We start from the raw sequence: 13,526 nt of genomic DNA on the forward strand, positions 1-13,526 counted from the left end.
ACAAGAGGCCCGTGACGTCCGACCTCCGACGCGACCTGATACCGAACGACGACGCCCTCCAGCTTATCGACGCACTCAACGCGATGAAGGAGCAACTGCGTGCTGCCGCCCAGGACTGGGAACTGCTCGACGAGAACGGACACGTACCAGCCGAGCCCTCGTACACCGCGCTGCTCCAACACGCGACCGACGCGCAGGACCTCTCCCGCGACGTCCTCGGACTCACCGCCGACTTCGCCCGGAGCCTGCACCGCGCCACCGGCATCGGCAGCACCGTTCTGAAGCGCCTCGGGACGGCGTCGACCATGTCGAGCCACGCAGCACCGCTCTTCACCCAGACCGCGGAGCACGCCCTGTCCCTGTCCCGGTCTGCCGACCCGACCGACCGGCACTATCTCGCGAACCGCATGGTCATCGACCATGCCTCGGCCCGTGCCTACCTGCGGCGCTCCTCGGAATCCCTTCGCGACGCGGCCAAGGAACTCGACGACCATCTGAGCATCCGACGCTTCCTCGCGACGCTCACCCGCCCGGCTGGACGGCCGGCGCCTCCGCCGCCAAGGCCGAGCAGTCGCCACCGCTGACCTCCCCGGCCCGGAGCCCGCCCACCCACGTCCCCAAGGAACACTCTGAACCGCCCCCCTCATTTCACCGACGCCGACTGGGCCGAGCACCAGCAGCGCCAGGCTGAGCAGGACGACCTCATGGCACAAGTCTGCTGCCGCGAAGCCGAGATGGAACACGATCTGATCGCCGGCGTCCCGCGGGAAAAGCCGTGGCCGCTGACGAGGCGAACTCCGTGACCACCCCGACGACTTCGCTCGCGCCGCTTCCCGACCACCGCGAGGTGAACATGCCGTGGTGGCAGGAGCTGTGGCGTCGCCACGCGCACATCACCACCCCGCTGCGAGCACGCGGACTCCTATGCGACATCGAGTTCGGCCTCAGCGCCTACATCGTCCGCGTTTCGCTTCCCGACGACAGCTACCTGATCATCAGCCCGCCGCAGGAGCCTCCCTCCGAGCGCCCGCCCGGCGACCCCGAGGGCTGGATCGTGACCCGTGAACATCCCGACGGCCTGGATTGCTTCGAGGTCCTCTACGACTCGACGCCCTGCGACGACCCCAATGCCTCACAGCGACCCGAGGCCCGCCACGGCGCCAGCGCCCAGCCTCTGGCCGAGGCTATCGACCACCGTCTCGACCAGCTCGGGCTGCTGCCCCATCCCGCCTCGCCCCCAGCCGGCGGACCCGGCCTGCAGCACCTGCCCAGCATGCCCACCGCCCCGGCACAGGGAATCAGCCCTCCGTCTCCCCCAGCCCCTCGCCCTCCCCGGCACTGACCAACCCATGCCGATAGCGGGCAGCACGCCCCAGCGACCTTGGAGTTCCTCCTGCAACATCCCGATTTCGAGCTGTACGACAACGTCGGTCGCACCGCGGAGCAGATCCGCGCCCACCAGACCGGGGCGGCCACTACAGACGACCTGCACCGATGGGCCAAGCGCGATGCGGAAGCCTTCCACGCCCGACACCCACTGACAGGCGCGCCCTTCCCCGTCCCGGACCTGAGCGCGTACCGGCAGGCGTTGGACTCCGCCGACACGCCGGCAGAGTTCAGCACCGTCCTCAACGCGCTGCTGGACGCGGTCGAGCCGTTCTTTGGCGAGGTCATCGATCACTTGGCTCTGGCCGCCCGCTGGCAGAACCAGAATCGGGGCGCTGAGCGCGGATCTCCGTCGTGGCTGCTGCGGGATGCCGCAAGCAGGGTCTCCTCCGCCCTCGCCATGGCGGCCGAAGCCGATCTGCGGATCCTTCGAGCCCACTACGATCCGCCCCCGGACATCAGCGCGTTCGTGGCCCGAGAACCAACTGGCAAGACCCCACCGCCTACTCCGCCTCCCCCCCGCACCGCCAGTCAGCCGCAAGCGCTGACCGCCCTGAGACCCATACCCTCCTCTCCACGCTCACATGGCTGGCCACCATCGGCATCGCCGAAGTCAGCGCCTGGCGACCGGCCGTACTCACTGCTCCCCCATACGCCCAGCAAGTCCTTGGAGACCTTTATCCGTACCGCTCGTCGCTTCCTGCCCCTGCTGACCGGCGCCGCCTGCCTCGCCCTGGCCCTCACCAGCTGCGCCGACGCGGACGGCTCCGCCCGTGCCCGGCAGTCGCCCAGCACCAGCACCGCCCCGAAGCCCTCGCCCGCTCTCCGTGCCACCCAGGCCCGCGACGTCATCAGCCGCTATTCGAAGATCAACAACGCGGCCAACGCCGATCGGAACCGGCGTCTGCTCGACACGGTCGAGGACGGCCCGCTGTACGCGATGTCCGTCTCCGGCTACACCGAGGCCGAAGGTCTCCCTGCCGCGGACCGCGAGCCGTACAAGCAGTGGTCCTACGACTCCGCGCACGCCAAGCTGTACATCCCCCGCATGGCCGCCGGACAGGACCGGTGGTTCGCCGCAGCCCTCTCGGACAAGAAGGGGAAGGCCCCCTCGCGGCTGGCCGTGTTCGCCGAACGCCCACAGCACAAGCGCTGGGAGATGGTCTCCGTCGTCGACCTCGACAGCCCTGACCTGCCGGCCATCGCCCTCGACCACGACGGATACGCGACAGCCGTGGCCACCGACGGCAACAAGCACCTCGGCGCGGGAACCGAACTGCTGCGGGCAGCGATCGTCGACAACTTCGCCACCGGGGGCACCAACACCGGGACGAAGGTCTTCGCCCCGACCAAGGCGAGCAAGCGACAGATCAAGATCCACGACAAAACCGGCACCCGCTTCGGAGACCAGGGCACCACCGTCTTCGCCGGTGTCACCAACCGCTACACCGATGCCTACGCTCTGAGGACCACCGATGGTGGCGCGCTGATCCTTTTCTCCCACGCGCACACCCAGACCGACGCCGTCGCGCACTCCGGGCTGCAGATCAACCCCGGCAAGGACGACCGGGCCTGGCTCCACGACGTGCCGCGCACCTCCATCACGTACACGTTCGTGTGCAACGACGCCGTCACTGTCCCCGCGAAGGCCGCGCCCTCCCGCCTCATCGGCTACACCTGCGCCCGCACCGACGCCTCCGGCCCGCCGGTCCCGACATGGACGGACCGCGCGTAGATGCACCCGCGCGCCACCGTGAAAGCCGCCGAACGGCCTCCCCGCGCGCTCGCTTCGGAGAAACCCCTGTCCACACACTCCTTCATCGCCCGCCCCACCACAGGTACGGGATACACGGGCATCCACGTCCAGCTCGACGGCGTACCCAGCCACCAACTCCCCTTGCTCCTGGCCGCCTACCAGTACAAGTTCGGCCGCAACGTCGAGGCCATGTCCCGGCACCTCATCGACGACGTCGCCGTCGGATGGGACGAACTCGGCACCGATCTCCTCGACGGCGCCCCGCCGGCGCTCGTGAATGCGCTGACCGGCGGCGCGCACTGGCCCGGCCGAACCCTCGACCACCTGGTCACCCGGGACGGCTCCCCGCCGGTCCGCATGTCGGTCACCGACACGACCGCCGACGAGCAGGACATGCAGTGGGGATACGTCCTGCACAAGGAGGGTGTCGAGGTGATCAGCCTCCTGCACGAGGACATCGGCCCGATCGTGAGCTGGTCCACCGACCCGCGTACCGCCTTCAACGACCACCCGGCGGCCTGGTCCTCCCTCGACGCCCCGCCCGCCATACGGGCACCGCGCGAAAGCCGGCCTCAGAGCACGCCTGCTGTAGCCACGGCGCAGGTCAGCCCTTCGCGCCCCGCCGCCCGCCGCTAGTTCGCCCGCCACATCCCGGAGACACTCCTGTCGACCAGCTCCTTCATTGCACGCCGCACCAGCGACGGCTACAGCGGCATCGTCGTCCACTACATAAGCCAGCCGAGTCACAAGGTGCCCCTGCTCCTCGCCGCGTTCCAGTACCGGTTCAACCGTGATGTGGATGCCATGGCACGCCACCTCATCGACAGCGTCAGGCTGGGCTGGGACACCCTGGGCACCGATCTCCTTGACGGTGCACCGCCCCCGCTGGTCACTGAGCTGACCGGTGGTATGCAGTTTCCCAGCAGGGCTCTCGACAACTTCCTGATCACGCCGGACGGCTCCCCGCCCGCCCGCGACACCATCACCCCGCAGTCCGCCGCTGAACAGGGCTTCGAGTGGGGCTACGTCCTGCGGCCTGCGGGCATCGAAGTCACCAGCGTCAGGATCCAGGCGGGCTGGGGCCCGCTCGTCGCCTGGGACACCGACCCCCTCACTCGCTTCAGCGATCACCCCGCCCACTGGACCTTCGATAGACCGGCTCCAGTGATTGCGGCCGCCGGCACCGTACGGCCCGCCAAGCCCGCATCCGACGCCGCGTCCCGGCGTAACACCACACGCCGTTGAACCACCCCGCGCCGCGAAGACCATGACCTAGCTGCACCCCTGATCACGGTGGTCGTCGCAGCCCGCCTGCGCGGGGACCGCGTCAGTTACCTGACCGCCCCGAGGGCCCAACTCGCGCTCGCAACCAGCCCTGCAACGCCGCCCGCGGCCACCATCGCACCAGTGCACCGTTCAATGCTCACCCCAAGGATTCCCTTCTGCCTGATCACTTCGGCTCCGGCCCCACGTACTGCTCCACGCCGCCAGCCAACTTCCCATCGTCTGCCCGGCCGGCTCCTCCGAAGCCGACATACGCTCCGGCCGGCTCCAGGACGGCCATGACCGGCAGGCGGTCCCGATGACACCTGCCAACAGGTCGACCCACAGCGACGCCTTGCCGACAGCTGCCGAACTGGCCCACCGAGCACGTGACTTCCGCTTGCGGATGGCGGTCATCGACTGTGAGACCGAGGCTGCGCTCGACATGTCACGCGACCGCTACGGCCGTACCCTCCACGCGGACGCCGCAGCGACAGCACGAGCCGATCGCGACAAGGCGGCGGCGGAGGCGTACACAACCCACCTCGCGCCGCACGCCGAGGCACTCCTCGATGCCGCCCGCCTGGCGCTCGACAGCCTGCCGCCTGCCCGGCACCTGGCCGGGTGGCGGGCCGTCCTGGACGGCCTGGCTGCCTCGGCCGCAGTGATCCGCCATGCTCTCGACCACCCGGCCGACCCCGGCTCACCCGACGAACGTGCTCAGCACGCGTCGCTGTGGCCGCACCTCACCGCCTGGGCGGACCACGGCTCGATCGCCAGCGACCTTGCCGACCAGCACGACGGCCGGCACACCCATTCGCTGACCGGCGAGGAACAGCAGAGGTGGACCGAGAAGGCCCTGGCTGCGCAGGGGCGCGGTGAGCTGGATCTGATCGAGTCGTGGTACGCCGCCGACGGACGCCCGATCACCCTCGCCTACCTGGTCGAGGACGACGACTCGACGGTAATCGCGCTGCGCGGTGACCCGGGGGTACCGGGCTGGCAGGTGATCGGGCACTTCCCCCACGAGCACGAGGCCGGCCAGGTCCTGCCCGCCCCGGTCCCGCCGGGCGTGCTGCGCCCGAACGTCTCCCGGTTCAACCGTCCGCCGTCAGCCCCGGAGCTGTCCCTGCAGGACCTCATACGCGACGTCGTCGAAGGCCACAGTGCGGGTGACGCCTCCAACGCCCTTCTCGGCGCCGTCCAGCGCGGCTACGCCGCTGGCCCGATGGTCCGCCTGCAGGAACTCCTGGAGACGAGCAGCCAGTTCGCCAGCGCGCTGGAAACCGCGCAGGGCCGTCAGATCGGCGCACGCCTCTCTGCACTGGGCCGGCAGATCGAGTTCCTCACCCGCGAAGTCGAAGAGGCGGCCGAGGACCTTGGCGCGACCGTCGCCGTCCTTCCCCCGCACCGCACCCCCGTGCTGCGCGCCCGCCAGCGCCCAGCCGTGGACACCACACCGCCCACGCCGCCGCCCCGCGCTGGCACGGCCGCCACCCGTCGCTGACCGCAACCATCGTGGTCCAGCCACCCACCGTTGATGTGCCAAAAGCTCCGGGCCCGCCTCGCCTTCGCCCGACACCCCACCGCTTTCCCGCCACCTCCGATAGGAGATCTGCCGTGCCCGAAGCTCCAGCGGAGCCGTTCATGCCGATCCGGCACGCCATCACCGGGGAGATCACCACCACCAGCTATAACGCCGCCGCCCGCCGGATCCTGCTCCAGGACGGCTTCGAGGAGGCGCCCGGCTGCGCCTGCCGAACGACGGAACCCGGTACAGAGCAGACGTACGCGCCTTCTCGGCAGCCAGCGAGCTGCTCGTCGCTGGCCATCCCATGCCCCTGGGCCGAGCCCTCGGTCGGCCGGTGAACGCCGACGGTACGCCCCGGTTGGCCCGGTCGCCGATGTCGGCACCGTCCGTGATCCCTCCGAGAGCGTCCAGCCTCTCCCGCGCATCGCCAACCCCGCCCGCACCCGCACCTGTTGAAGGACCCTCGTTTTGACCACACCCGGACCGCCTACCAGTCCAGCGCGTACCAAGGGCGGTGAACTACGGGCCAAGGTGGCCCGGGTGCTGGCCGACCGGCCGGCGGACACGCTCACCATCGGGGACATGGCCAGGCAGCTGGGCCACTCCCACGGCGCCGTCCGCAACGCCGCCCTCACTCTGGTGCGACGCGGCGAGGCCGACCAAAGCGGGACCGGTCAGCCGGAGTTCCGTGCGAACGCGAAGACCGCCGCAGCCGCGCAGACCGCTGTGATCAGCCCGCCGGGCACCCACGCTCCCCGCGCCCAGGCGGCCACGGCCCGCACGACCATTCCCGCAGCAGCCACACCGAAGCAGAGCGGCCCGATCCGCCGCGCGGGGGGTCAGCTCTACTACCCCCGTGAGCTGGCTGATCTGCCCGACGTCGAAGCTCTGAATCGCTTGCGCGACGCCGACGTGCCGGTGCTGCTCTACGGACCTCCGGGCACCGGCAAGACGAGTCTGGTCGAGGCGGCGTTCCCGGACCTGCTCACCGTCGCCGGTGACGGCGACACCACCGTCGGCGACCTGATCGGCGAGTGGACGCAGGCCGATGGCGGGGGTTACGAATTCCAGTACGGTCCGCTGGTTACCGCGATGACCGAGGGCCGCGCCCTGCTGATCGACGATGCCACCTTGATCTCGCCGAAGGTCCTGGCGGCGCTGTATCCCGCGATGGACGGGCGCAGGCAGATCCAGGTCAAGGCCCACAAGGGCGAGACCATCAAGGCCGAGCCGGGCTTCTACGTGATCGCGGGCCACAATCCCGGCGTCCACGGGGCGGTGTTGACGGAGGCGCTGTCGTCCCGGTTCAGCGTGCAGATCCAGATCGGCACGGACTACGACCTCGCCAAGGCGCTGCGGATCGATGCCCGGGTGGTCCGGGTCGCCCAGAACCTCGCCCACCAGGTCGAACTCGGCGAGCTGGGCTGGGCCCCTCAACTGCGGGAGCTGCTCAGCTACCAGAAGACCGAAGCCGTCCTGGGCACGAAGGCCGCACTGGCGAACCTCGTCGGCATCGCTCCTGTAGAGGATCGCGACGCCGTCGCCGCCGCCGTCATCAAAGCTGTCGGCGTCAAGAACGTCGCGCCCCTCACCCTCGGCAAGCAGCTTCCCGCCACGGCCGTCCGGCAGCCCCCAGGCAGCACCGGCTCCGCACAGCGGGGCCGCTCGCGATGAGCGCCCACCACCACGTCCAGTCCCCCGCCATCACGCCGGACGACGACGCCGACCTCGCGCGCTGGGACGACGACGGCGCCCCGCCCGCGCAACCCCGTTCCTCCCCGGCCGCGTGGCTGCGCGTGGGAGCCGAACTCGGCGACCGTCTGGTCGCCCTCTCCGGCCGCCAGGACCTTCTGGTCACCTGCCGCCCCGGCACGCGCAGCGGCGCACCGGCCGCGTTCTTCCCCACGCTGGGCGAGGTCGAGTTCGACGCCCGGCTGTTCGCCCCGCTTCAGCCCCACGAGATCCATCCGCGGATCGTGGGCGACGAGGAGCGGTATCCCGCCGCCTGGGGAGTGTTCGTCCACGAGGCCGCGCACGCGGCCCACTCCATCTGGACGGCGCCTGCCGGAGCGGACCCCCGTGTCGTCGAGGCCGCGCTCCTGCTGGAGGAGAGCCGCGTCGAAGGCGCACACCTGACCACGCGGCCCACGGACCGCACGTACCTGCGCACCAGCGCCCGAACCCTGGTCATGCCCGACATCGCCCACCCCACCCTCCAGGGCATCGAGCACGCCGCCGGCGTGGCAGCCCTGATCCTCGGCCGCCGTGACGCCGGCATCCTGGACGCCGGCGAGACCCGGGCCGTCGCCGATCTGTGCGAACAGGTGCTCGGCGCAGACCTGCTGGCCACCCTCACCCGCATCTGGACCGCAGCCCACCAGTGCGCCGACCACGACGCCACGACCATGCTCGCGCACGGTCAAGAATGGTGCGACGCTCTGGACGCCGCTGCCCCCGCCCTGCCCGTGCCGGAGAACCTGGCCGATCTGCTGTCCGGCGCCGTGGGGGTCGTCATGGACAGCACCGCCGCCACCGACGCCGCCGACCTCGCGGCACAAGCCGCAGCGACCAACGCCATGGCCACCCGGTCAAGATCACAGGCCAACGACCGCGCCCAGCAAGCCAGTCGGCAACGCCAGGCCGCCGCCACCGCGAGGTCCGTCTTCAACTCCGGCGGCAGCACCGTCACCCCCGACGGCACACCGGCGCCCCACAGCAACCCGGTCACCGGCACCCGCAGCCCCACCGCCGCCGAGAAGAGCGCCGCCGCGCGCCTGAGCCGCGCCCTGCGTGCCGCCGCCTACCGCGAGCGGACCGAGGAGCGGACCACCAGCCCCACCCCTCCCGGGCGCCTCAACATGCGCGCGGCCCTCGCCCGCGACGCTCAGCGCGCGGCCGGATCGGTCCCCACCGCGGAACCGTTCACCCACACCCGCCGCCGGAACTCCCCCACCCCACCGCTGCGTGTGGGGATCGCCGTCGACGTCTCCGGCTCCATGCGTGCCGCCTGCGCGCCCGTCGCGTCCGCCGCGTGGATCGTGGCACGCGCAGCAGCCCTGACCGACCCCGACTCCCGCACCGCCACCATCGCCTATGACAGGCACCTGACCGCATTGACCCGGCCCACCCACCGAGCGCCAGAGCGCGTGACGACGTTCGATGCCAAGGGCGGCCACCACAACCTCGGCGACGCCATCGACGCGCTCGACCACGGCCTCGAACTCAGCCGCCCCGGCGCCGGCCGCCTCCTTGTGATCGTCACCGACGCCATCTACACCCCCGACGAAACGGCTCAAGCCGTCACCCGCGTCAAGCAGCTCACGACCGCCGGCTGCGCCGTACTCCAGCTCACCCTCACCGCGCGGTCCCGCCACTTGCCGGGGACCACCTTGCTGCACCTGCCCCAGCCCTCCAGCGCTCCCGCCGCCATCGCCACGGCAGCCACAGAGGCCATCCGCAGGACACGCTGAAACGACGAAGAAGACAGAAAGCAGAAACAACCACATGGCAGTCCGTACGACCTGGAAGATCGCCCACAGCTGTGGACATGAAGTCACGCACAACCTGTCCAACCGACCGGCCGACCGGCGCGCCGGATATGCCCGCTGGCTCGAAGGCCGCGACTGCACCGACTGCTGGAAGGCCGCTCGCGACTCCGACACGGAATCCAGGGAAGCCTGGCTCACCACCAAGCGCGCCGAGGAACAGCAGGCCGCCCGCGAGTGGGCCGAGCAGTTCGACATGCCACCGCTCGAAGGACCCGAGAAGGCCCTCGCCTGGGGCGAGCGCTCCCGCCACCAGGTCGTCACCGCCGCGTACAGCGCGCTGGTGAGCGAGGGTACCTGGGACGAAGCCGACTGGGCCGTCCTGGAAGACCAGATCCGCACCATCGCCCGCGCTGGCTGGTGGATCGACCAAAGGGACGCTGAGGGCTCTGACCTGCCCGAACTCCTGGAGGCCGCCGCCTCGGACGACATCGGGACGGAGAACCCGTTCCACTGACGGCGGGGCAACATAGCCGCAGAACGCCGGTTAGCCAAACCGGCGTTCCTGCGGACCATTGATGTTCCCACCCCGCCAAGCAATCGCGTGGAAGGAACTCATGTCCCAGCCCCCTCCCACCCCGGCGTTCGCGCCGACGCCCGACCCGCTCACCCCCGACCGGGACATCACCCACGCCCACTTCCAGGCCGGTGACACCGTCGTCGTCCTCAAGGGGGTGGTCGGCGGTGAACTGTGGGGCGACGCGATGCACGTCGTCGCCCCGTCCTGGCACACCCCGACCGACGAGGACGGATGGCGGCTGCGGGATGCGACCGGCGGTGCCCAGTCCTACGTCACCGCCCACCCCCGCTACCTCGTGCACCTGACACGCCGCTGCCCGGACTGCCTGATTCACCTGCGGGCCATGGAGGAGCTGCTCCTGGCACGGTTCACCGACCGCGACGAGCTGATCGACTGCGGCTGGTACACCACCACCGCCCTGGGCCAGCTCGTGCACATCGCCGACATCCGCAGCCGCCGGTGACGGCCGCCCGGCACAACGACCACCGATCCCCGAAGAAACGTTCCCCTTGTCCCGTACCGACCGCTTCCTGGACGTCCGCCGCGATCCGCACTCCGGCGAACTCCTCGCCCGCGGCGGCGACATCGAGGCGCACAGCATCCTTGAGCGTGCGGGTTTCATAGCCGTCGTCCGGCTCCACGAGTCCTACCATCGGGCCCCCGCCGCCCTCGCCAAGGACGACGAGGCCCGACTCGCCACCAACGCCGTCGCACGCCTGCGGGCAGCCGGGTACCACGTCGACTGCGACCCGCTCTTCGACTCCGATGCCCGGCCCGTGCGCTATCCCGCCCTCGGCGCCTCGGTCTCTCACCTCGCAGAGCAACTCCGTGAAGCCACCGACACCGACGAAGCAGCCAGCATCCTCACCGAACTCACCGCCCCACACGACGGCGTCCTGGCCGGACTGGAGGACACCCTCGGCGCACTGGCGGAGTTCTTCGACAGCCTCGGCAATCCGTCCGACCCCTACACCGCCCGGCGCCTGCGCTACCTCGCCGACGAATACGTACGCGTCATCCACTCCGACCTCACGCACACCCGCGAGCGGCTGGCCGACCAGTACACCCCTCACCCCGGCCGCCGGGCCTGCACCCAACAAGTCCCCGACCACGAGACCGAACGCTCCGCGGTGTGCGCCTGCCCACCACCGCCGCGTGCGCTGCCGGCCCCGGCGCCACCGCCCCTCAATGCCGCCCGCCTGCGCCGCTGACCCCACTGCAACCGCCCAAGGACACCATGCACGACCACGACACCTCCGAGCGCCTCGCCTCCTACGCCGACGTCCTCGCCGGTGAACTCCCCGACTCCTGGACCAGTTCCTACCTGGTACCGGATGCCAAGGACGACCTCGCCGAACTCGCCGACCGGATCTGGGACCTGGACCTAGTCGCCGCCTCCCTCGCCGAGCACCCGCTGCAGCAGGCCGCCGTCCTGAGCCGACCCGACGGCGCGCAGCTCGTCATCCTGGACCGGTACGACGAGCGTGACGGGTTTCTTGTCGCCGCAGTCGCCCCGCTCGCCCTGCCCGACGAGGCGTATCGCGCCGTCCGCGAACCCAACGGCATCGCCCTGGCCGACGATCCGTTCCTGGGCGCCGAGCAGGTCGCCGGCGACCTGCTCGCCCGCTACGACCGCGCCCTCACCCAGGTCCGCCACATCGCCCTGAGCCACATCCAGCCCTCCCAGCCGGACCGGGTCGTCCTGACCTGGCAGACGGACGGCAGCATCGCCACCGCCCCCGCTGACGACCGATCCAGCGCTGTCCTCGTCGCTCACGGCTTCGTCCATGACCCGCAGAGCGGCATCTACCGCCTCAGCGGTGACGACACCCAGGCCCAGGCCCGGACCCTGCGCGAGATCGGCCCGCGCCTGGAGGCGCTCGGCATCAGCACCGCTCTGCAGCATCCCGCGGGCCCCACCGCGCCGACCGCCGCGCCCGCCACCGCGCCATCCGTCCCCGCCCACTCGCGCGCGACAACCGCCCGGTCCCGGTGACACACACAGAGCCCGACTTCTGGGTGCTGGAATACGTCACGATCACCAAGGAGTGGCTTCGTTCACGAGATCGGGGCAGCGAGTGTTCACGACTTTGAGCAGCACGAGCACGGGCTTCTGTTCGAACGCTGAGGGTCGGCGATGCGGCCGTAGAGCGCATGTGAAGGCACTCGATCCGGTCGAGTTCGTCGAGAACGCCACATCTTTGGACGAAACCGCTTCATGATCGACAGGAGCGCCCTGCAGCGGCAGGGCAGTCCCGATCGCGACAGACGGAGGTCACCATGGCGGAGGCGAACGCGGGTAAGGAGTACACCGAACTCTCCAACCCGGTCCTGGCGCCTGTGCCCGGCAAGATCGAGGTGGTCCATTGGTTCTGGTATGGCTGCGGACACAGCCATCGCTTCGCATCCGCAGTGGGCCCATGGACCGACAAGCTCGCCAACGATGTGGCGTACCGCCGGCTCCCAGTGATGTTCAACGACTGGGCGGAAGCTCACGCGCAGATGTTCTTCGTTCTGGAAGCCAGCGGCGCAGAGGACAAGGTGCATAATGCCGTCTACGACGCCATTCAGAACCGGAGGTTGCTTACTGATCCCCAGGATCAGGCCGACTTCCTCGCCTCGCAGGGCCTCGACAGGGCCAAGTACCTTGCCGCTTACCGCTCTTTCGGCATCCAGAGCCGGGTACAGCAGGCCAAGCACCTGGCCAATGTTTACCAGATCACCACGACTCCCTCGATGGTTGTTAACGGTAAGTACCGGTTCGACCCCGGGATGACCGGCGGCTACGACCGCACCCTGAAGGTGGCAGATCAGCTGATCTCCAAGGAACGCACAGCGTAGCCAGAGCAGACAGCCTCACCCCGGTGTGCCCGGTGCCCCGCCTTCCGAAGGAGCCGGGCACACCGCTGCACAGGCGCGGCAGCACCACAGGCTGCGACGCTGGCCCACCCGCCAGCCCGCTCTCGGACGACGAGCTTGGTGTTCGACTCCTCCTAGTCTCCAGCGCCTCCCAAACTGAGGCTCTGGCACAACTTCTGTGGAGTGGCACCGTGTGCGCTTCTGAACACTTGGACCACCCAGCTGAACTGCCAGATTTGGTGTGCGGAGCGCCCGAGGCGCTGAGCGACGGACGGCCTCCACAGAAGTTGTGCCAGAGCCCAAATTGATGCACAACTGCTGCCAAACTCATGAACAGAGCCACCTCCACGACCATCACCGACGCCCGCACGCGTCTGGCGACCCGCGGTGCGCAGGCTCTGTGCACCCCTCAAGGCGCCCGCCGCGGTCCCGGCACCGCGGCGGGCCCGCCCACCTCACCACCCCCGACCCGGAGAAGCCCGTAGCGACCCGCAACCCCCCACCGATCAGCAACCGGCTCAAGCCCCGACTCGCCACCGCCCTCTTCCGCCACTATCTGCGCGCCTGCATTCCGGCCAGCCCCGACCGCACCTCCCCGCTGGCCGGCGGCAGTCCGGAGCCCGTCGTCGCCGAGACACAGCGCCTGGGGCAGCACCACCCCTGACC

The 13,526-nt window shown here is 70.1% G+C and carries 15 protein-coding genes; all 15 read left to right on the forward strand.

Annotation, left to right across the window (positions count from 1 at the left end; genetic code table 11):
* The first annotated feature begins 11 nt into the window (after positions 1–11).
* The 15 genes from ACIQOE_RS07395 to ACIQOE_RS07465 all read left to right on the forward strand — a co-directional run bounded on the left by ACIQOE_RS07395 (position 12) and on the right by ACIQOE_RS07465 (position 13,524).
* Positions 12–584 (forward strand): hypothetical protein, encoded by a 573-nt coding sequence (locus ACIQOE_RS07395; RefSeq protein ID WP_401410242.1) that lies wholly within the window; start codon positions 12–14, stop codon positions 582–584.
* 191 nt (positions 585–775) lie between these two features.
* Complete coding sequence (locus ACIQOE_RS07400; RefSeq protein ID WP_401410243.1) at positions 776–1,342, forward strand: hypothetical protein; 567 nt, start codon at positions 776–778, stop codon at positions 1,340–1,342.
* Between the two features lie 711 nt (positions 1,343–2,053).
* Entirely contained in the window at positions 2,054–3,121 is a 1,068-nt protein-coding gene (locus tag ACIQOE_RS07405; protein ID WP_401410245.1) for a hypothetical protein, read from the forward strand.
* Complete coding sequence (locus ACIQOE_RS07410; RefSeq protein ID WP_401410247.1) at positions 3,122–3,778, forward strand: hypothetical protein; 657 nt, start codon at positions 3,122–3,124, stop codon at positions 3,776–3,778.
* A 168-nt stretch (positions 3,779–3,946) separates the two neighbouring features.
* The gene (locus tag ACIQOE_RS07415) at positions 3,947–4,387 is read left to right on the forward strand and encodes a hypothetical protein (protein ID WP_401410249.1); all 441 of its coding nucleotides are present in this window, start codon (positions 3,947–3,949) and stop codon (positions 4,385–4,387) included.
* A gap of 337 nt (positions 4,388–4,724) precedes the next feature.
* Positions 4,725–5,912 carry a hypothetical protein gene (locus ACIQOE_RS07420; RefSeq protein ID WP_401410251.1) on the forward strand — a complete coding sequence of 396 codons (1,188 nt, stop codon included), beginning with the start codon at positions 4,725–4,727 and terminating at the stop codon, positions 5,910–5,912.
* Between the two features lie 140 nt (positions 5,913–6,052).
* Positions 6,053–6,274: a hypothetical protein gene (locus ACIQOE_RS07425; RefSeq protein WP_401411522.1), complete on the forward strand. Its 222-nt coding sequence runs from the start codon at positions 6,053–6,055 to the stop codon at positions 6,272–6,274.
* Between the two features lie 193 nt (positions 6,275–6,467).
* Positions 6,468–7,610, forward strand: a complete 1,143-nt coding sequence (locus tag ACIQOE_RS07430) for an AAA family ATPase (protein WP_401411524.1) — start codon at positions 6,468–6,470, stop codon at positions 7,608–7,610.
* On the forward strand, positions 7,607–9,406 hold the full coding sequence (locus tag ACIQOE_RS07435) for a hypothetical protein (RefSeq protein ID WP_401410253.1): 1,800 nt from the start codon (positions 7,607–7,609) through the stop codon (positions 9,404–9,406). The genes ACIQOE_RS07430 and ACIQOE_RS07435 overlap by 4 nt, the downstream gene beginning before the upstream one ends.
* Before the next feature lie 34 nt (positions 9,407–9,440).
* Positions 9,441–9,938, forward strand: a complete 498-nt coding sequence (locus tag ACIQOE_RS07440) for a hypothetical protein (RefSeq protein WP_401410255.1) — start codon at positions 9,441–9,443, stop codon at positions 9,936–9,938.
* A 100-nt stretch (positions 9,939–10,038) separates the two neighbouring features.
* Entirely contained in the window at positions 10,039–10,464 is a 426-nt protein-coding gene (locus ACIQOE_RS07445; RefSeq protein ID WP_401410257.1) for a hypothetical protein, read from the forward strand.
* A gap of 46 nt (positions 10,465–10,510) precedes the next feature.
* Entirely contained in the window at positions 10,511–11,212 is a 702-nt protein-coding gene (locus tag ACIQOE_RS07450; protein ID WP_401410259.1) for a hypothetical protein, read from the forward strand.
* A 26-nt stretch (positions 11,213–11,238) separates the two neighbouring features.
* On the forward strand, positions 11,239–11,997 hold the full coding sequence (locus tag ACIQOE_RS07455) for a hypothetical protein (protein ID WP_401410261.1): 759 nt from the start codon (positions 11,239–11,241) through the stop codon (positions 11,995–11,997).
* Between the two features lie 284 nt (positions 11,998–12,281).
* Positions 12,282–12,842, forward strand: coding sequence for a thiol:disulfide interchange protein DsbA/DsbL (locus ACIQOE_RS07460; protein WP_401410263.1), 561 nt, complete (start codon positions 12,282–12,284; stop codon positions 12,840–12,842).
* Between the two features lie 418 nt (positions 12,843–13,260).
* A complete protein-coding gene (locus ACIQOE_RS07465; RefSeq protein WP_401410265.1) occupies positions 13,261–13,524 on the forward strand; it encodes a hypothetical protein in 264 nt (87 codons plus the stop codon).
* Positions 13,525–13,526 lie beyond the last annotated feature (2 nt).

Source organism: Streptomyces sp. NPDC091282 (assembly GCF_044757385.1).
Taxonomy (GTDB): Bacteria; Actinomycetota; Actinomycetes; order Streptomycetales; family Streptomycetaceae; genus Streptomyces; species Streptomyces gramineus.

What these genes read in the sequence shown, in the direction of transcription:
- ACIQOE_RS07410 (WP_401410247.1), top strand. Translation starts at nt 3,122, where the DNA reads ATGCACCCGCGCGCCACCGTGAAAGCCGCCGAACGGCCTCCCCGCGCG.
- ACIQOE_RS07415 (WP_401410249.1), top strand. Translation starts at nt 3,947, where the DNA reads ATGGCACGCCACCTCATCGACAGCGTCAGGCTGGGCTGGGACACCCTG.
- ACIQOE_RS07420 (WP_401410251.1), top strand. Translation starts at nt 4,725, where the DNA reads ATGACACCTGCCAACAGGTCGACCCACAGCGACGCCTTGCCGACAGCT.
- ACIQOE_RS07425 (WP_401411522.1), top strand. Translation starts at nt 6,053, where the DNA reads ATGCCGATCCGGCACGCCATCACCGGGGAGATCACCACCACCAGCTAT.
- ACIQOE_RS07435 (WP_401410253.1), top strand. Translation starts at nt 7,607, where the DNA reads ATGAGCGCCCACCACCACGTCCAGTCCCCCGCCATCACGCCGGACGAC.
- ACIQOE_RS07440 (WP_401410255.1), top strand. Translation starts at nt 9,441, where the DNA reads ATGGCAGTCCGTACGACCTGGAAGATCGCCCACAGCTGTGGACATGAA.
- ACIQOE_RS07445 (WP_401410257.1), top strand. Translation starts at nt 10,039, where the DNA reads ATGTCCCAGCCCCCTCCCACCCCGGCGTTCGCGCCGACGCCCGACCCG.
- ACIQOE_RS07455 (WP_401410261.1), top strand. Translation starts at nt 11,239, where the DNA reads ATGCACGACCACGACACCTCCGAGCGCCTCGCCTCCTACGCCGACGTC.
- ACIQOE_RS07460 (WP_401410263.1), top strand. Translation starts at nt 12,282, where the DNA reads ATGGCGGAGGCGAACGCGGGTAAGGAGTACACCGAACTCTCCAACCCG.